General features: G+C 70.4%; 26 protein-coding genes, 4 pseudogenes and 1 riboswitch. Of the genes and pseudogenes, 15 read left to right on the top strand and 15 right to left on the bottom strand.

Annotation, left to right across the window (positions count from 1 at the left end):
* Positions 1-19: 19 nt before the first annotated feature.
* A complete protein-coding gene (locus tag ACIRP2_RS31875) occupies positions 20-325 on the top strand; it encodes a hypothetical protein (RefSeq protein WP_404256389.1) in 306 nt (101 codons plus the stop codon).
* A gap of 73 nt (positions 326-398) precedes the next feature.
* Here the strand turns inward: ACIRP2_RS31875 and trxA are convergent, their stop codons facing one another.
* Positions 399-770, bottom strand: a complete 372-nt coding sequence (gene trxA / locus ACIRP2_RS31870) for a thioredoxin (protein WP_351084371.1) — start codon at positions 768-770, stop codon at positions 399-401.
* Between the two features lie 115 nt (positions 771-885).
* Between trxA and ACIRP2_RS31865 the strand changes: the two genes are divergently transcribed.
* Positions 886-2,328, top strand: a complete 1,443-nt coding sequence (locus ACIRP2_RS31865; protein WP_404256386.1) for a dihydrolipoyl dehydrogenase family protein — start codon at positions 886-888, stop codon at positions 2,326-2,328.
* Positions 2,329-2,501: 173 nt separating this feature from the next.
* On the opposite strand, the pseudogene ACIRP2_RS31860 reads toward ACIRP2_RS31865, so the two are convergent.
* The 3 genes and pseudogenes from ACIRP2_RS31860 to ACIRP2_RS31850 form a co-directional block, all read right to left on the bottom strand.
* Positions 2,502-3,362, bottom strand: a pseudogene (locus tag ACIRP2_RS31860) (family 16 glycosylhydrolase); the annotation flags it as partial.
* Positions 3,363-3,563: 201 nt separating this feature from the next.
* Positions 3,564-5,030: pseudogene (gene metE / locus ACIRP2_RS31855) on the bottom strand (5-methyltetrahydropteroyltriglutamate--homocysteine S-methyltransferase); the annotation flags it as partial.
* Between the two features lie 10 nt (positions 5,031-5,040).
* A complete protein-coding gene (locus tag ACIRP2_RS31850; protein ID WP_404256384.1) occupies positions 5,041-5,670 on the bottom strand; it encodes a histidine phosphatase family protein in 630 nt (209 codons plus the stop codon).
* Between the two features lie 108 nt (positions 5,671-5,778).
* A riboswitch (adenosylcobalamin (AdoCbl) riboswitch) is annotated at positions 5,779-5,927 on the top strand.
* A gap of 3 nt (positions 5,928-5,930) precedes the next feature.
* Between ACIRP2_RS31850 and ACIRP2_RS31845 the strand changes: the two genes are divergently transcribed.
* A complete protein-coding gene (locus ACIRP2_RS31845; protein ID WP_404256382.1) occupies positions 5,931-6,146 on the top strand; it encodes a CbtB-domain containing protein in 216 nt (71 codons plus the stop codon).
* 28 nt (positions 6,147-6,174) lie between these two features.
* On the top strand, positions 6,175-6,948 hold the full coding sequence (locus tag ACIRP2_RS31840; RefSeq protein WP_404256380.1) for a CbtA family protein: 774 nt from the start codon (positions 6,175-6,177) through the stop codon (positions 6,946-6,948).
* A gap of 108 nt (positions 6,949-7,056) precedes the next feature.
* Here ACIRP2_RS31840 and ACIRP2_RS31835 read toward each other — a convergent pair whose 3' ends face one another.
* Complete coding sequence (locus ACIRP2_RS31835) at positions 7,057-7,566, bottom strand: GNAT family N-acetyltransferase (protein ID WP_404256378.1); 510 nt, start codon at positions 7,564-7,566, stop codon at positions 7,057-7,059.
* A 430-nt stretch (positions 7,567-7,996) separates the two neighbouring features.
* On the bottom strand, positions 7,997-8,365 hold the full coding sequence (locus ACIRP2_RS31830; protein ID WP_404256376.1) for a tetratricopeptide repeat protein: 369 nt from the start codon (positions 8,363-8,365) through the stop codon (positions 7,997-7,999).
* Between the two features lie 167 nt (positions 8,366-8,532).
* Here ACIRP2_RS31830 and ACIRP2_RS31825 point away from each other — a divergent pair, with 167 nt between their 5' ends.
* Positions 8,533-9,498: a pirin family protein gene (locus ACIRP2_RS31825; RefSeq protein ID WP_404256374.1), complete on the top strand. Its 966-nt coding sequence runs from the start codon at positions 8,533-8,535 to the stop codon at positions 9,496-9,498.
* Between the two features lie 163 nt (positions 9,499-9,661).
* Here the strand turns inward: ACIRP2_RS31825 and ACIRP2_RS31820 are convergent, their stop codons facing one another.
* Positions 9,662-11,194, bottom strand: coding sequence for an amidohydrolase family protein (locus ACIRP2_RS31820; RefSeq protein WP_404256372.1), 1,533 nt, complete (start codon positions 11,192-11,194; stop codon positions 9,662-9,664).
* A 398-nt stretch (positions 11,195-11,592) separates the two neighbouring features.
* Here ACIRP2_RS31820 and ACIRP2_RS31815 point away from each other — a divergent pair, with 398 nt between their 5' ends.
* Positions 11,593-12,357 (top strand): GNAT family N-acetyltransferase, encoded by a 765-nt coding sequence (locus ACIRP2_RS31815; RefSeq protein WP_404256788.1) that lies wholly within the window; start codon positions 11,593-11,595, stop codon positions 12,355-12,357.
* A 380-nt stretch (positions 12,358-12,737) separates the two neighbouring features.
* On the opposite strand, the gene ACIRP2_RS31810 is transcribed toward ACIRP2_RS31815, so the two are convergent.
* The 3 genes from ACIRP2_RS31810 to ACIRP2_RS31800 form a co-directional block, all read right to left on the bottom strand.
* Positions 12,738-13,394 (bottom strand): TOPRIM nucleotidyl transferase/hydrolase domain-containing protein, encoded by a 657-nt coding sequence (locus tag ACIRP2_RS31810; protein WP_404256370.1) that lies wholly within the window; start codon positions 13,392-13,394, stop codon positions 12,738-12,740.
* Between the two features lie 141 nt (positions 13,395-13,535).
* Positions 13,536-14,243 (bottom strand): B3/4 domain-containing protein, encoded by a 708-nt coding sequence (locus ACIRP2_RS31805; protein WP_404256368.1) that lies wholly within the window; start codon positions 14,241-14,243, stop codon positions 13,536-13,538.
* A gap of 254 nt (positions 14,244-14,497) precedes the next feature.
* Entirely contained in the window at positions 14,498-15,334 is an 837-nt protein-coding gene (locus ACIRP2_RS31800) for an EamA family transporter (protein ID WP_404256366.1), read from the bottom strand.
* Between the two features lie 118 nt (positions 15,335-15,452).
* Here ACIRP2_RS31800 and ACIRP2_RS31795 point away from each other — a divergent pair, with 118 nt between their 5' ends.
* The 6 genes from ACIRP2_RS31795 (at position 15,453) to ACIRP2_RS31770 (ending at position 20,323) form a co-directional block, all read left to right on the top strand.
* The gene (locus tag ACIRP2_RS31795; RefSeq protein WP_404256364.1) at positions 15,453-16,037 is read left to right on the top strand and encodes a helix-turn-helix domain-containing protein; all 585 of its coding nucleotides are present in this window, start codon (positions 15,453-15,455) and stop codon (positions 16,035-16,037) included.
* Between the two features lie 188 nt (positions 16,038-16,225).
* A complete protein-coding gene (locus tag ACIRP2_RS31790; RefSeq protein WP_404256362.1) occupies positions 16,226-16,855 on the top strand; it encodes a TetR/AcrR family transcriptional regulator in 630 nt (209 codons plus the stop codon).
* Positions 16,852-17,415, top strand: coding sequence for a DUF1707 domain-containing protein (locus ACIRP2_RS31785; protein ID WP_404256360.1), 564 nt, complete (start codon positions 16,852-16,854; stop codon positions 17,413-17,415). Before ACIRP2_RS31790 ends, ACIRP2_RS31785 begins: the two co-directional genes overlap by 4 nt.
* Before the next feature lie 537 nt (positions 17,416-17,952).
* Positions 17,953-18,627, top strand: a complete 675-nt coding sequence (locus ACIRP2_RS31780) for a CBS domain-containing protein (RefSeq protein WP_404256358.1) — start codon at positions 17,953-17,955, stop codon at positions 18,625-18,627.
* Between the two features lie 312 nt (positions 18,628-18,939).
* Positions 18,940-19,815 carry a universal stress protein gene (locus ACIRP2_RS31775; protein ID WP_404256356.1) on the top strand — a complete coding sequence of 292 codons (876 nt, stop codon included), beginning with the start codon at positions 18,940-18,942 and terminating at the stop codon, positions 19,813-19,815.
* Positions 19,816-20,053: 238 nt separating this feature from the next.
* Positions 20,054-20,323, top strand: coding sequence for an SHOCT domain-containing protein (locus tag ACIRP2_RS31770; protein ID WP_404256354.1), 270 nt, complete (start codon positions 20,054-20,056; stop codon positions 20,321-20,323).
* 159 nt (positions 20,324-20,482) lie between these two features.
* Here the strand turns inward: ACIRP2_RS31770 and ACIRP2_RS31765 are convergent, their stop codons facing one another.
* Together ACIRP2_RS31765 and ACIRP2_RS31760 are read right to left on the bottom strand one after the other, a co-directional pair.
* The gene (locus tag ACIRP2_RS31765) at positions 20,483-22,354 is read right to left on the bottom strand and encodes a multicopper oxidase family protein (protein ID WP_404256352.1); all 1,872 of its coding nucleotides are present in this window, start codon (positions 22,352-22,354) and stop codon (positions 20,483-20,485) included.
* Between the two features lie 507 nt (positions 22,355-22,861).
* A pseudogene (locus tag ACIRP2_RS31760) lies at positions 22,862-22,957 on the bottom strand (TetR/AcrR family transcriptional regulator); the annotation flags it as partial.
* 1 nt (position 22,958) lies between these two features.
* Between ACIRP2_RS31760 and ACIRP2_RS31755 the strand changes: the two are divergent.
* From ACIRP2_RS31755 to ACIRP2_RS31745, 3 genes are all read left to right on the top strand, one after another.
* Positions 22,959-23,195, top strand: coding sequence for a hypothetical protein (locus tag ACIRP2_RS31755; protein WP_404256350.1), 237 nt, complete (start codon positions 22,959-22,961; stop codon positions 23,193-23,195).
* A 72-nt stretch (positions 23,196-23,267) separates the two neighbouring features.
* Positions 23,268-23,906, top strand: coding sequence for an SRPBCC family protein (locus ACIRP2_RS31750; RefSeq protein ID WP_404256348.1), 639 nt, complete (start codon positions 23,268-23,270; stop codon positions 23,904-23,906).
* Between the two features lie 424 nt (positions 23,907-24,330).
* Positions 24,331-24,831 carry a DUF4232 domain-containing protein gene (locus ACIRP2_RS31745; RefSeq protein ID WP_404256346.1) on the top strand — a complete coding sequence of 167 codons (501 nt, stop codon included), beginning with the start codon at positions 24,331-24,333 and terminating at the stop codon, positions 24,829-24,831.
* A gap of 224 nt (positions 24,832-25,055) precedes the next feature.
* Here the strand turns inward: ACIRP2_RS31745 and ACIRP2_RS31740 are convergent, their stop codons facing one another.
* The 3 genes and pseudogenes from ACIRP2_RS31740 to ACIRP2_RS31730 form a co-directional block, all read right to left on the bottom strand.
* A complete protein-coding gene (locus ACIRP2_RS31740; RefSeq protein WP_404256344.1) occupies positions 25,056-25,442 on the bottom strand; it encodes a VOC family protein in 387 nt (128 codons plus the stop codon).
* A complete protein-coding gene (locus ACIRP2_RS31735; protein WP_404256342.1) occupies positions 25,439-25,732 on the bottom strand; it encodes an ArsR/SmtB family transcription factor in 294 nt (97 codons plus the stop codon). The genes ACIRP2_RS31740 and ACIRP2_RS31735 overlap by 4 nt, the downstream gene beginning before the upstream one ends.
* 366 nt (positions 25,733-26,098) lie before the next feature.
* A pseudogene (locus tag ACIRP2_RS31730) lies at positions 26,099-26,293 on the bottom strand (NAD(P)-binding protein); the annotation flags it as partial.
* Positions 26,294-26,424: the final 131 nt, after the last annotated feature.

Below are 26,424 nucleotides of genomic sequence, written 5' to 3'. Positions count from 1 at the left end.
CTTGCCTAGCGTCAGGACCATGAGCCATCCGCAGAGTTACGAGATCCTGCTGGTCCCCGGATTCGCCGAGGACACCACCGACGCCGTCGAGCCCGGTGGTGCCATCCGTTCGGCGGTCGTGGAGGCGACCGGAGAGACGGGGGCATCGGGCTACCCCCGGTATGCGGGCGAAGGCATCGTGGCGGACATCGACACGACGACCCACACGGTCGAGGCCCTGCTGGTCGACGGTGCCGAGCTGGACTACGGCCTCTCGGTCCGGATCAAGGAGCAGGGTGCGGGGAGGAACAGCCGGAACGACGCCGAGATCGACGCGGACGGCTGACCGGGCAGCTTCCGGCCGTGGAAAGGGGCCCGGCAGTCGACCGGGCCCCTCACCCCGCTGCTGCGCGCGGAGCCTACTTCTGTTCCTTCTGCTGCTCCTCGATGGACTTGCGGACCTCGTCCATGTCCAGCTTCCGGGCCTGCCCGATGACGTCCTCCAGCGCGGCCTCCGGCAGCGCGCCGGGCTGTGCGAACACGGCCACATTGTCCCGGACGATCATCAGCGTGGGAATGGAGCGGATCTCGAAGGCCGCCGCCAGCTCCTGCTGCGCCTCCGTGTCGACCTTGGCGAAGACCAGGTCGTCGTGGCGCTCCGAAGCGGCGTCGTAGACCGGCGCGAACTGCCGGCACGGGCCACACCAGGAAGCCCAGAAGTCGATCAGGACGAAGTCGTTGTCGCTGACGACCTGATCGAAGTTCTCCTTGGTGAGCTCTACGGTGCTCATGCTCTGTTACCTCTTCCTGTACCGGCTCGGACCTGTCCGGCACAACGGTGCTCGGACCTGCGCTATTCCGCCTGCCCATGTGGCCACCGCGCACACCTGTGATCAAACTGTCCTCATGACAGATGCTTCCCTTAACGCCGAGTACGACGTCGTGGTGATCGGAGCGGGTCCGGTGGGCGAGAACGTCGCCGACCGGGCGCGGGCCGCCGGACTGAGCACGGCGGTCGTCGAGACGGAACTCGTCGGCGGCGAGTGCTCGTACTGGGCCTGCATGCCCAGCAAGGCCCTGTTGCGCCCGGTCGTCGCCCGCGCCGACGCCCGCCATGTCCCGGGCCTCAGCGACGCCGTACAAGGACCGCTGGACACGGCGGCGGTCCTCGCCCACCGCGACGACTACGCCTCGCACTGGAAGGACGACGGGCAGGTCGCCTGGCTGGAGGGGATCGGAGCGGACCTCTACCGCGGCCGGGGCCGGCTCACCGGCGAGAAGGCCGTCTCCGTCACCGCCCCCGACGGCACTGAGCACCGGCTCACCGCCCGGCATGCCGTCGCCGTCTGCACCGGCAGCAGTGCCGTCGTACCGGCCCTGCCCGGCGTCGACGGGGCACGTCCCTGGACCAGCCGGGAGGCGACGAGCGCCAAGAAGGTGCCCGGCCGCCTCGTGATCGTCGGAGGAGGCGTGGTCGGGACCGAGATGGCCACGGTCTGGCAGGCCCTCGGATCCCGCGTGACGATGCTGATCCGCGGCAAGGGGCTCCTGCCGAAGATGGAACCCTTCGCGGGAGAGCTGGTCGCGCGGGCGCTGACGGAGGCCGGCGCCGACATCCGTACCGGGGTCTCCGCCACCTCCGTACGGCGTACGGCCCCCGACGGGCCGGTCGTCGTGGAGCTGGACGGAGGTGAACGCATCGAGGCCGACGAGATCCTCTTCGCCACCGGCCGCGCCCCGCGCACCGAGGACCTCGGTCTCGAAACGGTCGGTCTGGCACCCGGCTCGTGGCTCACCGTCGACGACAGCTGCCGTGTCGACGGCACCAGTTGGCTCTACGCGGTCGGCGACGTCAACCACCGCGCGCTCCTCACGCACCAGGGCAAGTACCAGGCACGCATCGCGGGCGCCGCGATCGCCGCCCGCGCGGCGGGCGCCCCGCACCTGGAGACCGACCGCTGGGGCTCCCACACCGCCACCGCCGACCACGCGGCCGTTCCCCAGGTCGTCTTCACCGACCCCGAGGCGGCCTCGGTCGGTCTCACCCTCGCCGAGGCCGAGCGGGCCGGACACCGTGTGCGCGCCGTCGACCACGACCTCGCCGCGGTGGCGGGCTCCGGCCTGTACGCGGACGGTTACCGGGGCCGTGCCCGCATGATCGTGGACCTCGACCGGGAGATCCTGCTCGGTGTCACCTTCGTCGGCCCCGGCATCGGTGAGCTGCTGCACTCGGCGACGGTCGCGGTCGCGGGCGAGGTCCCCATCGCCCGGCTGTGGCACGCCGTCCCCTCCTATCCGACGATCAGCGAGATCTGGTTGCGCCTGCTGGAGACGTACCGGGACGCGTGAGCTCCGGCCGGACGGGGGCGACGCGCCGATGTACGCGCCGTGCGGCGGCGCGTACATCGGCCGGGGCGCGTCCCCGACGGTCGCCCCGCCGCCGGCGCGGCCGGGAACCGCCGGCGAGGACACGGGGTGACCGGCGGGCGAGCCGGGTGGGTCGGTCAGACCGGCGGCCGGAGATCGCTGGTGGTGACCCGTACGTGGTCGACGACGAGTTGCTGCGGGAACGAGGTGCCGCCGTCGGGGTCGCCCGGCCAGTAGCCGCCGACCGCGAGGTTGAGGATCAGGAAGAAGGGCTTGTCGAACACCCAGGTGCTGCCGCCGAGATCGGCGGGTGTGCGCCGCTGGTAGACGTTGCCGTCCACCGACCAGGTCACCGAGTCCGGGGCCCAGTCGACGGCGAAGGTGTGGAAGTCGTCGGCGAACGCCTGGCCGCCGGGCAGGGTGTACGCGGCGCCGATCCCGCCGGAGCCGGAGTAGCCGGGGCCGTGCAGGGTCCCATGGACCGTGGACGGTTCGAAGCCGACGTTCTCCATGACGTCGATCTCGCCCGAATCGGGCCAGCCGACCTGGCCGATGTCGTCGCCCAGCATCCAGAAGGCGGGCCACATGCCCTGTCCGCGCGGGACCTTCATCCGGGCCTCGACATGCCCGTATGTCCGGGTGAACCGGCCCGATGTGTTCAGCCGTGCCGAGGTGTATTCACACCTGCCGTACCAGCACTGGTAGTTGTTCGGATTCTCCCGGCGTGCGGTGATGACCAGATGGCCCTGGCCGTCGAGTGCCGCGTTGTCGTTCCCGGCCGTGTAGTACTGCCGTTCATGGTTGTTGACGTTGTCGCCGGTCTCGATCTGCCACTTCGCACCGTCGACGGCGGAGCCCGCGGGGCCGTCGAAGTCGTCGGTGAACGAGCCCGCCGCGGCGGTGGCCCGCGATTCGGGGACGGACACCCCGGCCGCGGGACCGGAGGAGGCCGAGACGAGGGCGAGTGCGGAGAGGGCGGACACCAGCAGGCGCCGGGTGAGGTGGGGGGAATTCATGGGGGTCCTTCCCGTGCGGATCGAGGAATGTCATGCCTATGACAAATCCTCGTTGTGGGGGGCGGGGAGAAGGCTTCGTTCGTATGCGATTTAAGAAGTGAACCAACACACTGTCAAGGCTTTGGTACGGACCACACTTCTTGCACGGAGATGTGCTCTGCGCGGCCCGGGGCGGGCGCCCGCCCCGGGCCGCGCCGCGGCTCAGTGGGCGGTGCCGGCCACCGTCGCCCGTACCTCGACCGCCGCCGAGACCAGATTCTCCAGCGAGGCGCGCACTTCGGGCCGGCTCCGCGTCTTCAGACCGCAGTCGGGATTGACCCACAGCCGTTCGGCCGGAATCGCTTCGAGTCCCTTACGGAGCAGAGCGACCGCCTCGGCCGTGCTCGGCACCCGCGGGGAGTGGATGTCGTACACGCCGGGACCGACCTCCCTCGGATAGCCGGCCGATGCCAGCTCGTCGGCCACCCGCATGTGGGAGCGGGCCGCCTCCAGGCTGATCACATCGGCATCCAGGTCGGCGATGGCCCGGAGGATGTCGCCGAACTCCGCGTAGCACATGTGCGTGTGGATCCGGGTCTCGGGACGGACGCCACTGGTGGCCAGCCGGAACGACTCCGTGGCCCAGCGCAGGTACCCGGCGCGGTCGGCGGCCCGCAGCGGCAGTGTCTCGCGCAGGGCGGGCTCGTCGACCTGGATGACGGAACCACCCGCGGTCTCGAGGTCGTTCACCTCGTCCCGCAGTGCGAGGGCGACCTGGCGGGCGGTCTCGCCCAGCGGCTGGTCGTCACGGACGAACGACCAGGCGAGCATGGTGACGGGGCCGGTGAGCATGCCCTTGACCGGACGATCGGTGAGCGACCGCGCGTACGCCGTCCAGCGGACGGTCATCGGTTCCGGGCGGGAGACGTCCCCGGCCAGGATCGGCGGCCGGACATACCGTGTGCCGTACGACTGGACCCAGCCGTGCCGGGTGACGACGTAACCGGTGAGCCGCTCGGCGAAGTACTGCACCATGTCGTTGCGTTCGGGCTCGCCGTGCACCAGTACATCGATGCCCGCCTTCTCCTGGAAGGCCAGTACCTCCTGGATCTCGGCCGCGATGCGCTCGTCGTACGTGGCGCTGTCGATGCGCCCGGCCCGCAGATCGGCGCGTGCGGTGCGCAGTTGGGACGTCTGGGGGAACGAACCGATCGTGGTCGTGGGCAGCGGAGGAAGCCGCAGTCGCTCGCGTTGTGCCGCCGCCCGCCGCGGATACGACGCCTCGCGGCGCACGTCGCGCTCCGTGACGGCCGCGGCCCGTGCCCGTACTGCCGGGTCGTGGGTGAGCACCGATCGGTTGCGCGAGGCCAGATCGGCGCGATTTGCGGCGAGTTCGGCGGCGATCGCGTCCGTGCCCTGTGCGAGTCCCTTGGCCAGGGTGGCGATCTCGGCGGACTTCTGCCGGGCGAAGGCCAGCCAGCGGGCCACCTGGGGATCGAGTTCGCGCTCCGCGCCCACATCGAGGGGAACGTGCAGCAGGGAGCAGGAGGCCGCGACATCGACCCGGTCGGCGAGGCCGAGCAAGGTGCCGAGCGTGGCCAGGGACCGCTGGTGGTCGTCGATCCATACGTTGCGGCCGTCGACGACTCCGGCGACCAGCCGCTTGCCCGGCAGACCGCCGACCGCGGCCCCCTGCACCTCAGTTGTCCCGGCGAGTGGTGGCGGACCGAGGAGGCCGGCTCCGCGGAGCGGGGGACAGCGGCCGACCGCAGCGCAGGTTCCACCGTCCCGAGCGGCCGCTGAGCCCGGTCAGGGTGAGCGGGGCGACATCCAGCCGCCAGAACGCCTCCTCCGGCAGCGCGAGCGCCCGTACGACCATCGCCCGTACCACGGCAGGCTCGACGACCGCCAGCACACGGCCGCCCTCCTCGCCGTCCCCGGACCCAAGTGCGTCCAGCAGGCGGCCGATCCTGGCGCAGAACTCCAGCAACGATTCGCCGCCGTGCGGAGCCGCCGAAGGATCGCTCATCCAGAGCGACACCGCGTCCGGCTCGCTGTCGCTCACCTCGGCCAGTCTCCGCCCGCTCCAGCGGCCCATGTCCCAGCCGCGGAGCGCTGGTTCGAGACCGGCGCGCAACCCCAGCGCGTCGGCCGTCCCGGCACACCGTTCGGACGGCCCGCGCACATACCGGTCGGCCGGGGGCACCGCCGCGGTGGCGGCGCGGGCCTGCCGGACCCCGGCCGCGTCCAGCGGGGCATCGTCGTCGACGCGGGCCTCGCGGAGCGCGGCGTTGAGCGCCGGTGAGATCAACATCACCTGTACCGTCATGACCCGGTCAACCCCCTGAACTGTGGCCTCTCGTGTGCATCACCATGGCATGCCGGCGTCGCGGTTCCGCCGACGGCACCGTGGCCCTGTCCGCGCCCAGGGAGTATCGTCCGACGAGCATGACGAAGGTGTGACGGAAGTCCGGTGAGAATCCGGCACGGTCGCGCCACTGTGAACCCGTACCCGTACGGGAAGTCAGACCCGGCACCTTCGTCTCAGGCACCACGATCGGGACGCGTGTTCCCTCAGGAGGTTCTGCCATGGCACAGAGTGCTGTCCCCGCCACCGCCGTACCGGCGATCACCCCCATCTCCCTGAAGTCCATCGCCCCTTGGGCGGTCTTCTTCGGCGTCCTCATGCTCGTACTGCTGTACTTCGTCGGCGCGGAACAGGGCGCCACCGCGGTCATCTCCGGCGAAGGTGTCCACGAGTGGGTCCACGACGGCCGCCACCTCCTCGGTTTCCCCTGTCACTGACGTACCGTCCGATCCAGGGGAAGACCTCATGAACTCCATATCTGTCAGAGCCCTGCTCGTCCGCGGCATGCTGGCCGGCCTCGTTGCGGGCGCGCTCGCACTGCTCGTCGCGTACCTGCTCGGCGAGTCCCTGGTGGACGCGGCCATCGCCCTCGAGGAGTCGCACAGCCACGACCACGGCGGCGGTGAGGAGCTCGTCAGCCGCACCGTGCAGTCCACCGCGGGTCTCGCCACCGGTGTGCTCGTCTTCGGCGTGGCGATCGGGGGGATCGCCGCCCTCGTCTTCTGCTACGCCCTCGGCCGGATCGGCCGATTCGGTCCACGGGCCACAGCCGCCCTGATCGCGGGTGCCGCCCTGCTGGCCGTGTACATCGTGCCTTTCCTGAAGTACCCGGCCAACCCGCCGGCCGTCGGCAACCCCGACACCATCGGCCGCCGTACGGCCCTGTTCTTCCTGATGGTCGCCCTCAGCGTGCTGCTGGCGGTCGCCGCCGTCATCCTCGGCAAGCGGCTGGCTCCACGCCTGGGCAACTGGAACGCGACGGTCACCGCATCGGCGGCCTATGCGGTCGTGATCGGGGTCGCCTACGCGTTCCTGCCCTCGTTCAACGAGGTCGGAAAGGATTTCCCGGCCACCCTGCTCTGGGAGTTCCGGCTCGCCACCCTCGCGGTACAGGCCACGCTCTGGGTGACCTTCGGTCTCGTCTTCGGCCACCTGACGGAACGGCTTCTCGCACCGAGGGCCGACACCGTCGCCACGGGAGACGGTACGACGAACCGGGTCGCCGCCGCAGCCGGCTGACCGGCGAACCACTCACCACCAGCGGATATCGGAACCCGCCGGGAGCCTCCCGGCGGGTTCCGCCGTCCTGCCCGCCGCGCCCGCAACCGGAAACGGACGGACGTGTACTCACTGCTCCTCGCCCTGTCGGCCCCAATCGATCCGGTAGTACTTCAGCCGCGCGTCCTCCCTCTCCAGGCGCATGCCGACGGCTGTCATGACGCGCTGCGACGCGAGGTTGTCCCGGTCGGTGTCACCGTGGACGCAGACCACCCCCTGTTCGCGGGCGAACAGCAGCAGCGCACGCAGCGCCTCGGAGGCGTATCCCTTTCCCTGGGCCGAGGGAACGAGGCCGTAGCCGATCGTGACGTGCCCGTTCTCGTCCGGGGCGCCATGGAACCCCAGCCCGCCGATCACCACGGAGTCCTCACGGCGACATATCTCGTACGAGCCGAAGGGGCTCGGATCCCCCGTCGTCGCGCAGGCGTCGAGGAAGCGCTCGGCCGCAGCCGTCTCGCCTGCGGGCGGGTACCCCGGCGCCCAGCGGGCACCTTCGCCCGGCGTGCCGGCCATCACCTGCAAGGCGTCGGAGGCGCTCATCGGACGGAGCAGGAGGCGGGGAGTCTCAAGGTCGGTCATGACCGAGTGGACTATCACGCGGAGCGGGCGCACGGCATCCGGATTGTCGGGGAGGGGTGTCCGCAGGGCAGCGTGACGGGGTCCTGCGCGCGGTCTCGCGGGCCCGGGAGAGCGCTGGGCGCAGCGCTGTTGCGGATGGCGGCCGATGCTCGTCGCCCGCCCCCGCCTTCGGTGACGCGAGCATGTCGCGGCGGGGCCGCGACGCCGTGCACGCCGCGGTCCTCACCCGGGACGTGTCCCACACCTCCGCGGACAAGGACGACACGGGGTCACCGCGTCCGCGGCCCGGCGCAGGCACCGAGGCCCGGGTGAACGCACGGCTGCGACAGTCGTCCGACCCGGCAGTCACCGCGGCCGAGGGCGCCCTCCTGACGGAATGGCCGAACCGTCCGTCGAACGCCCTCGCGACCGCCGAGACCCCTTGCGACCGTCAGGCGCCGGTCCTCCGGTCACGGTCGAAGTCGAAGTCCCCGGAGAACGCCGCCGCCATCCGCAGATGACCGGTCGCCTCCGCGCTCCGCCCCTGGCGCTCGAGCGTGCGCCCCAGCATCAGCCGGGCATAGGGCTCCACCGGGTCGCGCTCCAGGACCGCCCGCAGCTCCGTCTCGGCCCTGCCGAGCCGCGCCGAGTGGTAGTAGGTCCGGGCCAGCAGCAGACGCGGGGAGACCTGCTCCGGCTCCTCCTCGACCAGCCCTTCCAGAATCCGGGCCGCGGTCATGTACTCCTTCGCCTCGAAGAACATCTGCGCACGGTCCCAACGCTCGGCGGCCGTCCCGAACTCGAAATAAGTGTCGCTCACTTGACTCCTCCTTCACGGACCGTCCCCGGACCCGCCCTGTTGCCGACCGCGCCATGCGCTCGGTCACGCTTCACCCACCCGAACACGGCACTCTGGTTGAAAATTCCACTAAAATATCGGCGTGGGTACCGGCACCCCCGGGCCCGTGCGGGAATAGGTTGAGCGCCATGAGCAATCTCGATCGCCAGGCCGCACTCTCCGTCTGCGGAGGACGGGGCTTCGTCGTCGCCGAGCCCGTACGGGAACTCCTCACCCCGCGCCACGTCCAGCTGGGTGAGTCCACCGAGGTCCGCAGGCTGCTGCCCAACCTGGGCCGCAGAATGGTCGGCGCCTGGGCCTTTGTCGATCATTACGGCCCCGACGACATCGCCGGCGAACCAGGGATGCAGGTACCGCCCCACCCGCACATGGGTCTGCAGACGGTCAGCTGGCTGCACGACGGCGAGGTCCTGCACCGGGACAGCCTCGGCAGCCTGCGGACGATCCGCCCGCGCGAGCTGGGACTGATGACCTCCGGCCGCGCCATCAGCCACTCCGAGGAGAGCCCGAAGTCCCATGCGAGGTTTCTCCACGGCGCCCAGCTCTGGGTCGCCCTGCCGGAGCCCCACCGGAACGTCGAACCGCACTTCCAGCACCACACCGAACTCCCGACCGTCACCGCGCCCGGCCTCACCGCGACCCTGATCCTGGGGGAGCTCGACGGCGCCACCTCGCCCGGCACCGCCTACACCCCGATCGTCGGCGCCGACGTGTCCCTGTCCGCCGGTGCCGAGGCCCGCCTGCCGCTCGATCCGGACTTCGAGTACGCGGTGCTCTCGATGTCCGGCCAGGCCGAGGTCGACGGCGTACCCGTGCTGCCCGGCTCCATGCTCTACCTCGGCTGCGGGCGCTCCGGACTTCCCTTGCGCGCGGACACCGACGCGGGTCTCATGCTGCTCGGCGGCGAGCCCTTCGAGGAGGAGATCGTGATGTGGTGGAACTTCATCGGGCGCTCCCACGAGGAGATCGAGGAGGCCCGGCAGGCCTGGATGGAGACGTCCCGTTTCGGTGAGGTGAAGGGCTACGACGGCGACCGCCTGCCCGCCCCCGAACTCCCGCCGGTGGCGCTGAAACCGCGGGGTCGGGTGCGCTGACCCGCCGGTGGCCCCCGCCACGCGCCGTCACCGAGCCCCTGCGCCGCAACGGCGAAGGGGCTCGGGCGGGTGCGGCGTGGTCCGACTCCTCATGTGGTGGGTGCCTGCGGATGCCGGCGCCTGCGGCCAGGTCTGATCCGGCACGTGCCGACCCCCCGGGCGATCAGTGGACGCAGATGTGGGGGGCCGCAGCCCCCGCGGCCGGGGGCTCGCTCGCGGCGGCGGCGCGCGCCACGTCGGCCAGCAGGCTCAGGCGTTCCTCGCGGTCCAGGTAGCGGCCCGCGACCAGGACGGAATCGATCCGCCGCGTATGACGGATGTCGGTGCGCGGGTCCGCGTCCAGGACCAGCAGGTCGGCGCGGTCGGTGGGCAGGCCGAGCATCCGAGCGGGCGCGGTGGTCGCGGCGCGGAGGACGTCCCGGGTGGGCAGTCCGGCCTCGGCGAGCAGCTCCAGCTCGTGGTGGAGGGAGAAGCCGGGGACCGCGTAGCCGGTGCCGGTGTCGGTGCCGGCGAGCAACTGCACGCCGGCCCGGTGGAGCTCGGCGACGAGGCGCAGCCGGTGCTCGTAGATCTGATGGATTCTGGCGGTGTCCTGCGCGGTGCGGCCGGCGGTGAGGGCGGACCAGATGATGGGCCAGTAGTCGGTCATCCATCCGGGAAGATACCTGAACTCTGTTGAATTGGACGGGAGTTGGTCGGGGCGCTCCAAGGAGTGGTGGACGGTGAGGGTCGGTGTGACGCGGGTGCCGTTGGCGGCGAGCCGGTCGAAGAGGGCGCGGGTGCGGCCGACGTCGTACGTCCGCACCGCCCGCCACTCCACCGCGTGCACCTGCCGGAACCAGCTCGCGTAGCGCTCGAAGCTGGTGGGGAGAGCGGGGTCGATACGGGCCTCCGCCATGGCTCGCCTGATCTCGGTCTCCCGGGCGGAGGTGGCGAGGAGCAGGGCGTGGAGGTGCTCGATGGACTGCTGCCCGGCGTCGCTCGCGCGGGAGATGGGCAGGGTGTCGGGGCAGTGGCCCGCGTGGCGCAGACCCTGGCGGCGGGACTCGTCGGCGATCGCCTCGTACGCCTCGGGTGTGAGCCGTGAGTACACCTTGACGAAGTCGGCGCCGCTTGCTTTCGCCTCCCGTACCGCGCGGCGTGCGGACGGGGCGTCGGTGACCTCTACGACTCGCTCACCGGTGTCATTGGCCCAGATCGAGGGGCGTCCGTCGATGATCGGGCTGGCGATCACCCAGCGCGGGCCGAGGAGTTCGCCCGCGCGGACCTTGTCGCGCCACTCGTGGTGGACGGTTCCGCCCCACATCTCGCGGACCGCGGTCACGCCGTTGAGCGGGAACAGGGGCGGCAGCACGCTCTCGGGCCCGTCGTTGTGGACATGGGCCTCGACGAGGCCGCCCGGGACGATGTACTTGCCGGTCAGGTCGTACGTCGTCGCCCCGCGCGGGATCGGGACCTCGGCCGAACGGCCGGTACGGGTGATGCGGCCGTCGCGGATGAGGACGGTGCGGTCGGGGCCCGCGCCGAGGACGGTGGCGTGGGTGAGGGCGAGGGTGCCGCCGGGGCGCTGACCGGATGCGCGCGTTGCGCGGACCGGGGCCACGCGGGGGACGGCCGCCGCGGTCGGGGCGGCGGACAGGAGGGCGCCGCCGGTCAGGGCGGCCGAGGAGGCAAGGGTTTCGCGTCGAGTGGGCATGGGACCACTCTGGTCCGGGCCGGAGCCTCGAACACTGGCCCCAGGCAGTGAGTCGGGGGTGTCGGTGGCAACACCATGGGAGGTGGCGCCACCACGGACCGGGGCGCTTCCCGGACGGACGACCGCCCCCTGCGACCGGCAGCGAAACCTCGACCACCGCCCACGCCTCGTCCGTCGGGCCATGCCGCCCGACCGCGTCGCCCACAGGCCCGCAGCATGTCGATCCCGCAGGTCGCAAGTCATTTCCGAACCAAGCTCGGGCGTGTATCGAATGTGCTGGTCGCCGACGTGACACCGCCGGCGAGCGATCCAAAATCACGTGCAACCAGCGCCCAGCCATGCTGGGATCATTCGTCATGGATGTCCATTTCCTCAATGACGCCGACGTGACGGACAAGATGGAGCAGAATCTGGCGGAACATGCCTGTCACCTGCACCGGAGCATGAGCGGTGCGACCGTTGCAGAGACCGATGACCTCCTGGTCGCCGACAGCGGCCTGGACGACGACACTTTCAACATCGTTGCCGCAGCCCGATTCACCGTCACCACCGCTACGGCACGTATCACCGAGACCGCCCGGACACTGGCTCGCACCGGCCGCCGGTTCTCCTGGTGGGTGGGGCCCGCCTCGACGCCACCGGACCTCAACGCCCGCCTGGCGGCGGCCGGTCTGCCGGCATCCGAACGCGAAACGGCGATGTGGGCCGAGCTGGACGACAGCCTGCCGCTGCCCGCCGCCCCGGGACTGGACATCCAGACGGTGACCACGTCCGAACAACTCGCCGACTATGCCACGGTTCTCGCCGCGAACTGGACCCCGCCCGCCGACACCGTCCGCCGCTTCTTCACCCGGGCCGCCCCGCAGGCCCTGGCAGCCCACTGTCCGGCCCGTTACCTGGTCGGCTACGTGGACGGCCGCCCGGTCTGCTCGGCCGAAGTGTTTCATCACGCGGGGGTTGCCGGGATCTACAACATCTGCACCCTGGCCGCCCACCGCCGACGCGGCTACGGCGGCGCCATCACACTCGCCGCGCTCCACACGGCCCGCGACCGGAACCACCACATCGCGGTCCTGCAGGCGTCCACCGACGGTGAGCCCGTCTACCGCCGCCTGGGATTCCGCTCCTGCGGCCGGTTCACCGAACACACCATCAACCCCTGAACACCCCGAACTCCAGAAGCCACCTGCCCACTTTCATGACGATCCCGGTCACAGCCACTCGTTGACGGCCGCCACGAGCACGGTCCTCGTAGCGGACCGAGAGCGCGTCGACCGCATGGCGCTCGCGGTGGTCGGTCTTGTCGAATCTCGGCTGCCGACCGCCGCGAGAGCCGGGTTCCCGGCGGTCGCGGACGTGGTCGGGCCAGGCTTCCTGCCCCTGGGCAGTGGCAGCTCCGGTCGGGCCCACTGCGCATCCGTCAGATCTCCACGTGCCACGAGCCGAGTTCCTCCCACGCCCGAGATCCATTTTCGACACACGCCGTTCCGCCGGCCCTCCGGCGGGGGCCGCATGCCGGCGCCGCGACGGCGTCCCGGCACCGTCAGACGTGAGTGAGGAGGCGCTCCAGCGGCCGGGGAACGCGATCGAGGGGCAGGTGCGCGACCAGTGCCTGCGCGTAGAGCGCCTTGCGACCGCTGTGCGTGCCCATGAAGCGCCGCAGTTGGTGCTCCACGGGCCGTTCCCGCTGTGCCGGCTGGCCCTGGAAGGTGTGGAAGGGACGCATCTCGCCCTGGGCCTCGATCACCTGCTGCACGCCCTCGGCCCCGACAGCGCGGATCAGCTCGTCCTCCAGGTCGTCGACGCACACATGGAACCCGAGTGTCTCCAGTTCGGCCTGCGTGAGACCGGACCCGAGCCCGACCCGCTCAAGATGACGCCGGAAATGCCGCTCCTCACCGATGTCGCAGAGACCGGCCAGCGGGAGGCCGAGCCCCGGAGGACCGCACACGTCCAGGAAACGCCCGATGCTCGTCGCACCTCCGAGCGGTACGACCGCGACGCCCTCTGCACCGAGGTCGCGGCCGTAGCGCGTGGCCAGTGCTTCGAGCGCGACCTGATCACTGGTCCCCTCGACGAGCACGATCTTCCGCACACCGCCGCCGGCCAGCTCCCGCGCCACCGCGGCGGCCGCATCCGCCTCCGCTCCGCCGGCCGCCCACGCGACCAGCGCCAGGCGGAATCGCCTCAACTCGTCCACGAGACCTCGCTTCCCGACGCCATCCTGGCACGGTCGAGCATGCGTACGCACGCACGTTTTCCAGGGGTCGGCGCCCGTTCGTCGGGGCTCCTCGTTCTCACGTCGGATGCACGGGTCGACCACGCCGTCTCCTGCGGTACCTCAGACGGTGACCTTCGACCGTGCCGCGCTGAGGTGGTGCACGGCGGTCTGTTCGGCGTGAGGGGCCAGCAGCCCCTGCAGCTCCTCCGCTGCGGCCTCGAGGAGGTGGCCGTCACGGTGGGCTCGGAGGGTTTCGAGGACGAAGGCCACGTGTGTGGAGTCCTCGGTGACGCGGGTGCGGTGGGCGTCACGATGGTTCCAGTGGCGGGTCAGGACGCCGGTGGTGTCCGCGTAGATGATCTCGCCGGGCTCGGGGTTCTCGACGGTGCCGGGTTCGCCGAGCGGGGTGAAGGGTTCGGTGCCGTCCGCGTGGCGGACGTCGATGTCACCGATGACGTGGTCCAGGTCGAAGGCGCCGGCCGGCAGGCCGTGCTGCACGGAGACGGCGTTGTAGGAGTCGACGGCCGGGTTGATGCGCGGCAGTGTTCCCTTCTTGACGAAGCGGCGGCCGAGCGCGTCGACGCTGGGGCGGATGCGGCGGGGGTTGGTGCCGAAGGAACGGTAGGCGGCGTGCCACGCCTCGATACGGGGGTCGGTCTCGTCGGCGGGCCGCCAGGTGCCGTCGGCGAGCCGCTGTTCCAGGTCCTCCAGGGCGGCGACAGTGCGGGGCCAGGGCTCGTGGCCGCGCACGCCGGTGGCGGTGACCAGGGCGATGAGGGTGTCGGGGAAAGCGTCCGCGATGGCGGGGGAGAGGCGGAAGTCGGTCATGTGCGAGGGTTCCGTTTCATGTGCGGGTGCGGGGTCACGGTTTTCAGGGGCCCATGCGGACCGGGCGGCGGTGCTGCCGGCGTGCGGTGGGAGCGTCGAGGCCCCGGCCGCGTGCGGTGAGGTGGTCGAGTACGGCGGCGCGGCTCGGCGGGTTTGTGGTCGTCGTACATGAACCCGGTCACCGCTTCGGTGACTGTCGGGCTCGGACCGCGGATCCTCTCCTTGCGCAGGAGGGGCGGACTTTTCGGGCTTGCTCAGGTCAGGGCGAGGAGGCTGACGGCGACCGCGGCGGTACCCAGGCCGACGATCTGGCCGCGATGGATGCGTTCGGCGAGCACGCTGCGGGCGAGCAGGACCGTGCCGGCCGGGTAGAGGGCGGTGATCACGGCGACGACGGCGAGGTCCCCGCTGCGGGCGGCGAGCAGGAACAACAGGTTCGCCACGGAGTCCAGCACACCGGCGGCTGCCGACATCGCGTAGGCGGGGCGCTCGGATCCGAGCTTGCGCAGCATCAGCCCTGCTGCGGCCAGGGTGACCGCCGAGGAGACTGCCCGACCGACGATCAGCGGCGCCACCCCGCTGTCGGACGGCGCCTGGTGCAGGAAGATCAGCTGAAGGGCGATGGCGGCGCCCGCACCCAGGGCCAGCAGGAGCGCGGTACGTGACGGGCGGGCCGCGCCGGCACCGTTTCCGGCGCTGACCAGAACCACCGCCACCAGCGCGAGCGGGAGGCCCACCAGCCCTGTGGCGCCCAGGTGCTCGCCCTGCAGCAGACCCACACCGACGGGCAGCGCGGCGGACACCACGGCCGTCACGGGTGACAGCACGTTCATCGGGCCGATCGCCAGAGTGCGGTAGAGCAGGGTGAACGCGGCGGCCGAGGCGACCCCGGACGCGGCACCCCAGCCGAGAGCGCCGGTGCTGAACGAGGCGCCCAGGAGCGGCCACAGCAGCATCTCGACCGCGAGGCTGGCCGGTGCCGCGATCATCACGGTACGCAGCACATGTGTCCTACGCGCGCCGAGGCCGCCGAGGAAGTCGGCGCACCCGTAGGCGAGTGAGCTGCCCAGGGCCAGCAGCAGAGCGATCACGCTACATCCCTTACCATTTCAGTGGAATGACTGAACCGTACAACGGATCGACCGGGTCGTGTCAACCAAACGACCGCGCGGTGCATTCCAGTGGTCCACGCGCAAGGATGGTGATCGGATGGCCGAGACGGCCGCAGCCCTGCGGACGCTCGCTCACAACGTCAGGGCGGCCCGCACCCGCGCCGGCCTGTCCCTGGATGAGCTCGGCCGGCGTGCCCAGGTCAGCAAGGGCGCGCTGGTGGGGCTGGAGAAAGCCCAGGGCAACCCCAACTTCGCCACCCTGGTCCGGCTGGCCGACACTCTCGGCCTCTCCGTGTCCGCGCTGATGGAAGGGTCGGCCGAAGGCCGCGTCCGCGTCGTGACCGCCGACGCAGTGGCCCCCCTGTGGACCGGGGCGCAGGGCGGCGAGGCCCGGCTGATGCTGACGACTTCGGGGCCGGCCCCGGTCGAGGTCTGGCGTTGGAGACTGGAGCCCGGCGAGGAGTACCCCAGCCACCCGCACCAGGCCGGAGTCGCGGAAACCGTCAGCGTCACCTCCGGCCGGATGACCTTGGTCGTCGACGGTGCCGAGTACCCCGTCGAAGCCGGACAGACCGCCACCTTCGACGGTGATGCCCCCCATGCCTACCGCGGCTCCGGCGCCGAAACCTGCCACCTGATCATGACGGTTCACCTGCCGCCCGGTCCTGCCTCCGCGACCTGACCCGGGCAGCGCGGGCCGGGCCGGTGCTCCGCCCGGACCTTCCCCGCCTTGCGGATCACCCGAACCGGGGTGGTGCCGGTTTGCGTCGCGCCCCAACCGGCAGCAGCGGTGGGCAAGTTGGCCGGCCGCCAACCTTGTTGGCCAATTGGATAACAAGGTATTGTCCACCTTGCAAACAGGAGAGGGCCATGGTTGCTGGACGGCGAAGGCGTACGCCTGAGCAGGCGCGGACGGAGATTCTGGACGCTGCCACCGATCTCATCGCGCGGCATGGGCCCGACGGTGTGGGGCTGCGCCGGGTCGCGGAGGCGGTCGGGGTGACGCACGGTCTGGTCACCCACTACTTCGGCACGTATCGGGCGCTGGTGCGGGCTGTTCTGGAGCGTGAGAACGAGCGCAAACGAGACCTCGTACGGGAGCGGATGCGGGCGGACGGGAGCGTGCCGTACGCGGACGGGATGACGAGGGTGCTCTTCGAGATCCTCGGGGACGAGCGGTATGTCCGGCTCTGGACGTGGTCCCAGCTCCATGGCTGGGACGTCGAGAAGGCCCCGGACTCCGCGACCGATCTCTCCCGGCTGGTCGACGCGATCGAGGAGGGGGTCCGTACGGTGCTCCCCGAGCCCGAGGGGCCGGACCGGGCGCGGATCGAGATGGTCGTGCTCCTGGCCATGTCCGGCGCGTACGGCTACGCGCTCGGCCGGCGCTACTGGTTGACCGACCTCGGCCACGACCCCGAAGAGCCGGGGCATGACGACGCCTACCGCACCGTCCTGTCCTCAGTGCTTGCCGCCTATCTCGGAGGGTTGACACCATGACGCCGCACGACCTCGACTTCCTGGCCTCGGACCATGAGCGCAACGAGGCCGAGGAGCGGCTGCGGGCCGCAGTGGAGAACGGCCGACTGCCGCTGGAGCAACTTGCGCCCCGCCTGGACGAGGTGCACGCCTCGCGCACCCGGGGCGATCTGGAGGCCGCCTGCCGGGGTCTGCCGCGGCCGGGCCCGCGGGACGCGCTCGTCGTGGACCGCCCGCCGACCTCCGGGCGTTTCGTGGCGGGGATCTTCGGTGGCTTCGAGCGCAGGGGCCAGTGGGTCGTGCCGCCGCGGATGACCCTCTGGTCGATGTGGGGCGGCGGCAAGCTGGATCTGTCCGAGGCGCGCTTCAGCAGCCAGGACACGGAGATCCGGGCCGTCGCACTGTGGGGAGGCACCAGGATCGTGGTTCCGGACGACATCGAGGTCGAGGTGAGGGGCCTCGGCCTGTTCGGTGTCTTCGACAAGCGTGCCGCGCGCAGGATCGGCAGGCCGGGCACACCGCGCGTCGTCATCAAGGGCCTGGCCCTCTTCGGCGCGGTCGTGACCCGTACGAAGAGGTAGGGCGTGTCCGGCGCCCGCTCGCCGAGCTCGCTGACGGGGCGGGACACACGGAACCCGACTGTTGCGGTACGACTGCGGGAGATCGCCCGGTTGTTCTCGAACTCCTCGTGGGCGAGGAGCAGTGTGCTTGCACGGCGGGTGGCGGCGCCGTGGAAGGCGCGCCTTGAGCGGGTCAGGAACTCCTCGTTCGGGAACCAACCCTTCAGGCCGCCTGGCAGCCTGCGCCCCATGACGTCCGAGAAGACGCCCTGTGTGGTTTCACCGATCCGGCCGTCGTGCATGGCGCCGGCGGTGGCCGGACGTTCGACAACAAGGCGATCGCCGAGGTGAGCTCGCGCGATCGTCATCGCTTCCTCATCATGTTGCTGTACTCGAACCCGCCGTGAACGGCGTGCCGCTGCCGCCGGGTCCAGTGGCCCGTTTCAGGGCCCACTGGTCTCCCGGAACGGGCCCGGTCGGCTCAACCGCGGGCGTCCGGTTCCTGATCCGCTCGACATATGACCACTTCTGACCGTCACACCCCGAAGGGGGCGTCACATGCATCACCGAATGGTTGCAGAGCTCATGACGCGAGACGTCGTCCGGGCGCGGCGTGACCTGCCGTTCAAGGAGATCGTCAAACTGTTGGCGGAGAACGACGTCACCGCGGTGCCCGTGGTGGACGAGCTCGACCGGCCCATGGGTGTGGTGTCCGAGGCCGACCTGCTGCGCAAGTCGTCCGACCAGGCCGATCCCTCCGGCCTGACGCCGATGCCGCACATCGAGGCGTGGGAGCGGGCCAAGGCCGAGGGGGCCAGAGCGGAGGAGTTGATGTCGGCCCCCGCGGTGTGCGCGCGTCCGGAGTGGACCGTGGTCGAGGCGGCCCGCCTCATGGAGGTGCAGGACGTGAAGCGTCTGCCCGTTGTGGACGAGGCGGACAAGCTGCTGGGCGTCGTCAGCCGCAGAGACCTGCTACGGGTCTTCCTGCGCCACGACGACGCTATCCGGGAGGAGATCAACCGGGACGTGCTGCAGCGGACGATGGGCCTCGATCCCTCGGCGGTGACGGTCGAGGTCCGGCAGGGGGAGGTGGTCCTCGGCGGATCCGTCGAGTTCAAGAGCCAGATCCCCATCATCGAACGGTTGTGCCGAAGCGTCGACGGCGTGGTGTCCGTCGCCGAGCACCTGGCCTACCGGACCGACGACGTACGGAGTTCACCCACCGGCGTGTGAGACCGCGGTGTCCCTGCCCTCTCGGCCCGCCGGTACCCAACCACCGGAGCACGTGCCACCTCCTGCCGACCGTGCGCGTACCGGAATCCCTCCCCGGGCGTCACGCCGGGTTCCGCATGCGCCACCGGAGGATCTGGGGTACTTGTCGAAGGAAGAGAACCCCTGCCCGGCGCGTCTGCGCAGACGGTCACGACGGGGTGAGCGATGCATGGACGCTCACCCGGCCGATCCCGGGGCACAGGGGAGACAGCAGCGGGCGAAGGCGGCCGCCACACCGCCACTCAGGTTTCTTGCGAGACGGAGGCAGTCGACATGGAGCCAGTCGTCACCGTCGGCCTCGACGGCTCACCCGAGAGCCTGTCCGCCGCCCGTTGGGGCGCCGACGAGGCCGAGCGCCGCAATCTCACGCTGCGCCTGCTGCACGCGTGGCCTCTGCTGGTGCCGGAGTCGACCCGCATTCCCGCCGAGATGGATCAGAACTACTGGGCGAGGCGGATCGTGCACAACACGCGGGCAGAGATCCAGGCACACCATCCCGGCCTCCCCGTCGTCGGCAGCCTGGTCGCCGACGACGCCGAGCACGCGCTTCTGCGAGCGGCATCGGAGTCCGAGATGATCGTGCTCGGTTCGCGGGGGCTGGTGCCTGTCGAGAGCTTCTTCCTCGGCGACATCAGCATGCCCGTCGTGGCGCGCGCCGAGCGGCCGGTGGTCCTGGTGCGAGCCAGTACGGGCGAGGACGGCCCACAGCCCACCCGAACAGCGGCGGGAGGTGTGGTGGTGGCGCTCAAACTGCACGGCCCCTGCGACGATCTGCTCGAATTCGCCTTCGAGACCGCTGCCGCGCGAGGCATGCCTCTTCGGGTCGTCCACGGTCGGAGTCTGCCGGTGGCCGCGTACGCGCCCTGGGGCGTCAACCACGACGTGGCGGAAGGAATCGTTCAGGACGCACGGAAGCTCCTCGGTCAGACCCTCCGACCCTGGCGTGACAGGTATCCGCAGGTGGACGTCACCGACAGCACCCCGCTCGTGAGCCCTGCCAAGGCTGTCGTTCGGGCCGCCGAAGGTGCCGATCTGCTGGTCGTCGGCCGGCGACAGCACCATCACGCCCCGGCACCACACCTGGGTCCCGTGGCCCAGGCGGCCGTTCATCACGCACGCTGCCCGGTCGCCGTCGTCCCCCACGACTGACGCGAGGACCGCACGGGCCCGACACGTCGAGGCCTCGGGCCTGCGATTGCGTTCCTCGGAGCCGACGCCGTGCAGCGCTCTCCCGAGACCCTCGCCCCGATCGGGTTCTCGCCGACGACCGCCACCGTACGGATCGTTCGGCCCCCCCCGCAGGGCTCGTGCTTCCTCTCCTCAACGGCGCAGCGTCGCGCCATCCTGGAATTGTCGACAGTCGGCCGTCCTGAAGAAGGTGATCGGCATGATGTGGTACCACAGCGGCTGGGGCGGTGGATGGCTCCTCATGATCGTGATCATGGTGGTTTTCTGGTCTCTGCTGATCGTCGGGGCCGTCGCTCTCATCCACTACCTCACCAACGCCCGGCGCGGTCATCAGGCCGGCCCGCCCCCCGGTGAGGCGGCCTGGGGAAGCCGGCGAGCCGAAGACCTGCTCGCAGAGCGGTTCGCCCGCGGGGAAATCGACGACGACGAGTACAAACGCCGCCTCACGTTGCTGCGTGAGCAGCGCTGAACAGTGCCGCCGAGCACCGCGGCCGGGTGTCTGCCGCGGTGCGGGATGTCGCTGTGCGCAGGACGTGCCCGGCAGCCCGGCAGCCCACGGTTCCGGTTGGGGTGATCCCGCTCCGGGGAAGCGCCGCGATGTGTGGGGGGAGTGGCAGAACCCCCGCCGTCATCCGACCGTGTAGGGGCGCATCATCTCGTTGTCCTCGTGTTCGAGCATGTGGCAGTGCCAGACGTACCGGCCCGCCCGGTCGAACGTCGCCTTCACCCTCGTGACGACACCCGGGTAGGCGACTGCGGTGTCTTTGAACCCGCGCTCCCACGGTTCTGCGGGCCGGGCGGCACGGCCCGCCCGCTGCCGGTCGAGGACCTGGAACTGGACCTCGTGGATATGGATCGGGTGGGCATCTTTCGTGAAATTGTGAAACTCCCAGATCTCGGTCGCGCCCAGGGCCGGATTCTCCGTGACGGGGTCGTCCCAATACATCGGCATGGCGGCTCCGTTCTTGTCCAGGGTGCCGAGCAGCATCTGTCGGGGGCCGACCTGCGGGCGTGACGCGGAGTTCTGTTCACTCAGGGAAAGCCGTCGGATGCGGCTCGCCTCTCCCAGGGGTTCGAGCGACGGCAGTGACAGCTGGGAGGGCGGGACGGTGGTGTCCGGCGTGGTGAGTGCTCCGACCGTGAGCTTCATGACCTGCCCGGTGGTGGCCGGGTCCGCGGGGGAGAAGTCCGCACCCGTCTTCCCGCCCTGGAACGCTTTGTCGGGGCCCTCATTGATGAGATACAACTCGGTCCCGACCGGTACCGACGCGAAATCGACGATCACGTCGGCGCGCTCGGCGGGAGCGATGAGCAGTTCGTCGCGTCGTGCGGGCGCGGGGAGAAAGCCTCCCTCGCTGCCGATCTGCCAGAAGGGGAGAGCTGCGTTCGCGGGTCTGCGAGCGAGTGGGCGGGTGACGATCTTCAGGATCAGGAACCGTGAGTTGCATCCGTTGAGGAGCCGGAACCGATAGCGGCGCGGTTCGACTTGGAGGAGCGGCCAGGTTCTCCCGTTGGTCACCATCGTGTTGCCGAAGAACTCGGGGTTCCAGATCGGAGCGATGTCGCCGGCCGGAACATAGGGGCCCCTGAATCCGTCGAAGGCGGCGCGTCCGGCGGGGTAGGAGAGGCTGCCGTCGACGTGGAACGAGCGGTCCTGGATGACGAGAGGGATCTCGTAGTACTTCCGGCCGGGCGGATCACCGGCCCGAGGTGCGGGACCGGGCAATACCCCGTCGGGAAGGTCCGCGGGTCCGCCTCGTAGGAGGTAGAACCCTGCCAGTCCGGCGTAGACGTTCAGCCGCGTGACACCCAGCGCGTGGTCGTGGAACCAGAAGGTCGAGGCCCTCTCCGCGTTGGCGTACTGGAACACGGCATCTCCCCGGCCCCAGGCGTCGCCGAACCGGTCTTCGAACTTGTCCTTGAACTCCCCGTAGAAGGAACCGACTTCAGCGTATCCCGCAGGAATGTCGACCGCGTCGGGAAGGTACCAGGCTTCGGTGTAGCCATCGCTCTCCTCCGTGCTCCGCCCGCCATGGAGGTGCGTCACGATCGGTACCGGGCCCGAGTACGGTTCGGGTGTCGATCGGAATCCGGGACGCGTGTCCCGGGCCGAGGTTCCGCCCGGTGGGTTCGCCCAGTGCAGTGTGGGGTCGACCGGCAGCAGGTGCGGCAGGTAACGGCCCTTGTGATCAAACAGCTGGTTCTTCCACCTCACCCGTACGGGCGTTCCGTAGCGGGCCTCGACGGTGAATGCGGGGTAATGGAAGCTGCGCGGATGCAGAGTCGAGCCGTACCCCCACACGGTTGTAGCCGGCAGGCCGGGGGGCAGCACCTGCTGCTGGAACTGGCGCACGCCGATCACGTAGTGGTCGATGCGATCAGCGGCGCCGCCCCCGGACCGCGGCATCGTGGAAGGAACGACGAGCCGCGTGACGTACTTGTCCACCTTGCCCGGATCCAGGACACCCTTGCCGCCTGGCGCGTGGAGGCGTGGAGCCATAGTGGCTGCCGGAAGGAGCGCGAACATTCCGCCGGCCGCTGCCTGGACGACACGCCGTCTCGTAACCACCCACATCCTCCAAAGCCTGTCGGGCCGTTTTTGGTGCTGCTTCCTTCTTCAGCTCCGCCGGGCGGTGCCCCGAGACCGCCGACAAGCACCGGGCACCATCAGATTGCCGCAGATGGCGGCTCCGCGCGTTGCCGCAATGCTCCAGGGGAGGGATCCAGGCCGATTCGCTCAGTGCTGTGTACACGCACGTACGGCGGCGGCGCAGAGGGGCGTCGGCCTGGGGAGCGGCATCGGCTCCGCAGGGGTCCTCCGGGTGCGGGCCGACAGCGGCCGGTCGACCGGAGGATCGGGTGAAGCCTGTCGACCGTTCGCCACCACGTGAGGTCTTCGACGGACTGCGCAGGGTGTCGTCCGGGACCTTGTCCCGGCCGCTCTCATGACGTCATCTCAGCCGATGTCCTCGCAGGCCGGTGACGAGGAGGACTCGGTCGGGAGGCGTCAAGCCCGGTGTGCCGGCAGGTAGTCCAGTTCGGCTGCGAAGAGCAGGGCGGGGTCGAAGCCCATCCCGGAGAAGTGGCCTGCGAGTTCGAGGGACGTGGTCGCGCTGGTCGGCGCTCCGCGTCATGTCCGCGACCGTGCGGTGCGCGGAGCGGCCCCCCTGCTCGCCGTCGCGTACCTGATCCCGCCGGCCGTGTGGGTGGTGCGGCCCGATGGGGCGCAGAGCCTGTCCAAGGACATGCACCCCGCCTTCGCCGGGCTGATCGTCGCCGCGTCCGCCGTACTCGTCGTCACGATCCGTCGAGCCCGCCGCCGGGGTCCTCCCGTGCGGTGACGCGAAGCCCGCACGTCGACCGATGTGCGCTCAACCACCGGATCCCGCGCAGCAACTGACAAGGAGACCGCCATGCCCGGCACCAGGAGCACCAGCGTCCCTGCCGCTCTGTTCACCGTCCCGCTCGTCGCCGTCAGTCTTCTCGGTACCACCGCGGCACCTGCCGAGGCCACCCCGTCCCACTCCCTCAAGTCCCTCATGTGCCGCGGCAAAGGTGTCGATCCCGACGCGCATGTCCGCTACAGGACCGAGATCGTGATCCACGCGCCCCTGAGGACCATCTGGAAGCTGCAGACCGACGTGGAGCGTTGGCCCACCTGGCAGGCCCCCGTCAAGACCATCGAACGCCTCGACCAGGGGCCCCTCCGGCAGGGCTCGGCGTTCCGGTGGACGACTCCGGTACCTCCCAATCCTGCGACCCCCGCCACCAGCCTGGACATCACTTCGACCGTCGAGCAGCTCAAGCGCAACTCCTGCATCCGTTGGACCGGCCCCGCGGTCGGTGAAGGGCTGCGCATCGACGGCGTCCATGTGTGGACCTTCACCAGGATCGAGGGCGGTGTCCGCGTGCGCACCGAGGAGACCCATACCGGCGACCAGGTCGAAGCGGACGTTCCCGCCGCGACCGAGATCCTCGCCAAAGGCCTCGAAGCATGGCTGCGCGACCTGAAGACCACCGCCGAGGCCCGCACCCACGGCCAACCGGCTTGAATCGCGAACCGGGCCGGACCCGCGCAGCCGTCCGCCTCTGCCCCGCGCGCGATGAGGGCGGTGCCCGGACCAAGGTGCTCGCGGACGTGAGCGCGGCGTCGTCGCGCAGGGCGTCCGCATCCCGGACGCTGGTGTTCAACAGCCGCCGTGCGTCGGTCGGAGTACGCCGGCCGTCCCGTTGCACCGGCTGCCGCGCCGCTTCGTGCATACCGTCGGCGCCGGCTGCCGCGCCGCTTCGTGCGTACCGTCTGCGCCGGCAGCCCGGGGACATGGAACCTCGTCCGCCGTCGCGGATCCGTCCGGTCGCACCGCCGTGTCGATCCTGAGACATTCCCTGTGCGGGTCGAGGGGCAGGAATCGTATCGACCATGGTTCTGACGGAGAGCACCCGCAGGACCATTGAGCAAGGCAAGGAGTGTTCAGAATGCGTACGAACTGGAAGTTCGCCGTCACCGTCGCCGCCACGGTGCTGACGGGAGTTGCCGGTGCGGGAGTCGCGCAGGCTTCGTCGGCCGGCAGCGCCGCCCCGTCGGCCTGCCGGCCGGCCAATCACATTGCGAAGATCACCGCGGGGCCCGCCAGTGCAGGGCACCGCCACTACCGCGTGACGTTGACCGCGCCGCGCGGGTACGAGTCGTGCAAGCTGGCCGGTTCACCCACCGACGTGCGGTTCTCGAACCGTGGTTCGGAGATCGGGGTCACCGCCGGTCACTACGGCAGCCAGGCGACCGTGGTGACCTTCGGTCCGGGACAACCGGTGCACTTCGACATTCAGGTTCCCAACACCGGCCGTACCACCGCCGCGACGGAGGCGTCGTTCACACTCCGGGCCCCGGACGGCGAGATTCCCGGTACGTCCGTCGCCGAGGGGGAGTTCACGGTGGCCACCGGCACCCTCATCGGTCCGGTCCAGCGCGGCGCCTGACCTCCTTCCTCACCCCGGTGCGTTCCGCGGCTGTGTCACGGCGGCGGGACTCACCGGGTCTTTCGCGTGCGGAGTACCGCCGAACGGCCTCCCGTGCCGGGCCGTTGCCGGCTCCGGCCCGCGTGAGGCCGCAAGGCGGTGGTGTCGCGATCCGGTCTTTCGTCCTCGCTCCCGCGCTCTGCTGCCGCACAGGCTTGTGCGGCCCCACCGTGCAGGACACGGTCCTACTTGCTGTGCGCAATCTGGATCAGGTTTCCGCAGGTGTCGTCCAGAACCGCAGTGGTGACCGGGCCCATCTCCAGCGGCTCCTGCGTGAAGTGCACCCCGAGTTCGCGCAGCCGGCTGAACTCCGCGTGCACGTCGTCCACGGCGAAGGACGCGGCGGGGATGCCGTCCTCGACCAGCGCCGCCTTGTACGGCTTCACCGCGGGATGGCGGTCGGGCTCCAGCAGCAGTTGGGTCCCGTCGGGATCCTCCGGCGAGACCACGGTCAGCCACCGGTCCTCGCCCAGCGGGACCTCGGTCTTCTTCACAAAGCCCAACACGTCCGTATAGAAGCGCAGGGCCTTTTCCTGGTCATCGACGAAGACGCTGGACAGGTGGATCTTCATGGGGCGCTCTCCGGTGCATCGGGCCTGAGCCATCGGGCCAGGCCGCGTTCAATGGGTTCGGTGTTCAGATCGTGGAACTTGAAGCGGCCCTGCCGCCGTGAAAGGACCAGCCCCGCGGATTCCAGCACGGCCAGGTGCTGGCTGATCGCCTGGCGGGACAGCCCCAGGCCGTGTTTGGTCACCAGCCGCGTGCAGATCTCGAACTGGGTTTGGCCGTCCCGGTCCACCAGCTCGTCAAGGATGCGGCGGCGTGTGGGATCGGCCAGTGCCTTGAAGACGTCCTCTGTCACCATCGAACCATAGGCAAGCAATTACTTGCCTATCAAGTCGGGTGCTCCGAGGTGGGACCGCCGCCCCGGGTCGGCCGGCGCTCCCTCCCTGGGTGACGGCTTCGGGGGAACCCCCGAGCGACCAGGAGTCGGTGGCGTCGGCGGAGCTGCCCCGCGAGGTGCGCGAGGCGGGGATCGCCGCGGTGGGGGAGTGGCTCGGAACGCCCGGCGCTACGGGCCCGCAGTCCTCGGGCGCACGCCCTGCCGACTGGCGGCGCGCCACGCGCTGCACCGGTGGAGCCGGCCGGAACAGGCGGCGCTGCCATGTCGGGACCGGCCGGTCCCGGCGCGGGGCGATCCATGCAGGAGTGCGCTGAAAGACCGTCACGAGGGCACGTCGCAGGCGCATCCGGGGCAGGTGTTGTCCCGCCACGTGCCGCCGACCTCGTCGGCCCGCTCCGGGATCAGCAGGTCGCGGTGGCGCTCCTGCAGCAACCGGATGGCGGTACCGAGGCCCGCGAACCCCGCGCCGACGATGACGACGGATACATGAGGCCCGGGGGAGGCGCAGCCCGGCCCGATGTGTCGATGTCCTGCCACGGCCGGCCCACAGGGGGTCGAATCAGTGCTGTGCGGATCGGTCATGATCCTTCTCCATCGACAATCGTTCTTATCGAATGCGATCGCATCGTCTACGATCGTATTGCATGCGA

Source organism: Streptomyces sp. NPDC101194, assembly GCF_044767885.1.
Lineage (GTDB): Bacteria > Actinomycetota > Actinomycetes > Streptomycetales > Streptomycetaceae > Streptomyces.
Note: the sequence above shows the minus strand (reverse complement) of the source record. Positions and strands in the feature narration are given on the sequence as shown.

Bases quoted from the DNA above. Each gene is read 5' to 3' on its own strand.
- ACIRP2_RS31780 (WP_404256358.1), top strand. From the start codon at position 17,953: ATGCATCACCGAATGGTTGCAGAGCTCATGACGCGAGACGTCGTCCGG.
- ACIRP2_RS31805 (WP_404256368.1), bottom strand. From the start codon at position 14,243: ATGACCGACTTCCGCCTCTCCCCCGCCATCGCGGACGCTTTCCCCGAC.
- ACIRP2_RS31835 (WP_404256378.1), bottom strand. From the start codon at position 7,566: ATGACCGACCTTGAGACTCCCCGCCTCCTGCTCCGTCCGATGAGCGCC.
- ACIRP2_RS31845 (WP_404256382.1), top strand. From the start codon at position 5,931: ATGGCACAGAGTGCTGTCCCCGCCACCGCCGTACCGGCGATCACCCCC.
- ACIRP2_RS31785 (WP_404256360.1), top strand. From the start codon at position 16,852: ATGACGCCGCACGACCTCGACTTCCTGGCCTCGGACCATGAGCGCAAC.
- ACIRP2_RS31825 (WP_404256374.1), top strand. From the start codon at position 8,533: ATGAGCAATCTCGATCGCCAGGCCGCACTCTCCGTCTGCGGAGGACGG.
- ACIRP2_RS31840 (WP_404256380.1), top strand. From the start codon at position 6,175: ATGAACTCCATATCTGTCAGAGCCCTGCTCGTCCGCGGCATGCTGGCC.
- ACIRP2_RS31750 (WP_404256348.1), top strand. From the start codon at position 23,268: ATGCCCGGCACCAGGAGCACCAGCGTCCCTGCCGCTCTGTTCACCGTC.
- trxA (WP_351084371.1), bottom strand. From the start codon at position 770: ATGAGCACCGTAGAGCTCACCAAGGAGAACTTCGATCAGGTCGTCAGC.
- ACIRP2_RS31745 (WP_404256346.1), top strand. From the start codon at position 24,331: ATGCGTACGAACTGGAAGTTCGCCGTCACCGTCGCCGCCACGGTGCTG.
- ACIRP2_RS31795 (WP_404256364.1), top strand. From the start codon at position 15,453: ATGGCCGAGACGGCCGCAGCCCTGCGGACGCTCGCTCACAACGTCAGG.
- ACIRP2_RS31775 (WP_404256356.1), top strand. From the start codon at position 18,940: ATGGAGCCAGTCGTCACCGTCGGCCTCGACGGCTCACCCGAGAGCCTG.
- ACIRP2_RS31740 (WP_404256344.1), bottom strand. From the start codon at position 25,442: ATGAAGATCCACCTGTCCAGCGTCTTCGTCGATGACCAGGAAAAGGCC.
- ACIRP2_RS31815 (WP_404256788.1), top strand. From the start codon at position 11,593: ATGGAGCAGAATCTGGCGGAACATGCCTGTCACCTGCACCGGAGCATG.
- ACIRP2_RS31850 (WP_404256384.1), bottom strand. From the start codon at position 5,670: ATGACGGTACAGGTGATGTTGATCTCACCGGCGCTCAACGCCGCGCTC.
- ACIRP2_RS31865 (WP_404256386.1), top strand. From the start codon at position 886: ATGACAGATGCTTCCCTTAACGCCGAGTACGACGTCGTGGTGATCGGA.
- ACIRP2_RS31765 (WP_404256352.1), bottom strand. From the start codon at position 22,354: ATGGCTCCACGCCTCCACGCGCCAGGCGGCAAGGGTGTCCTGGATCCG.
- ACIRP2_RS31770 (WP_404256354.1), top strand. From the start codon at position 20,054: ATGATGTGGTACCACAGCGGCTGGGGCGGTGGATGGCTCCTCATGATC.
- ACIRP2_RS31875 (WP_404256389.1), top strand. From the start codon at position 20: ATGAGCCATCCGCAGAGTTACGAGATCCTGCTGGTCCCCGGATTCGCC.
- ACIRP2_RS31790 (WP_404256362.1), top strand. From the start codon at position 16,226: ATGGTTGCTGGACGGCGAAGGCGTACGCCTGAGCAGGCGCGGACGGAG.
- ACIRP2_RS31820 (WP_404256372.1), bottom strand. From the start codon at position 11,194: ATGCCCACTCGACGCGAAACCCTTGCCTCCTCGGCCGCCCTGACCGGC.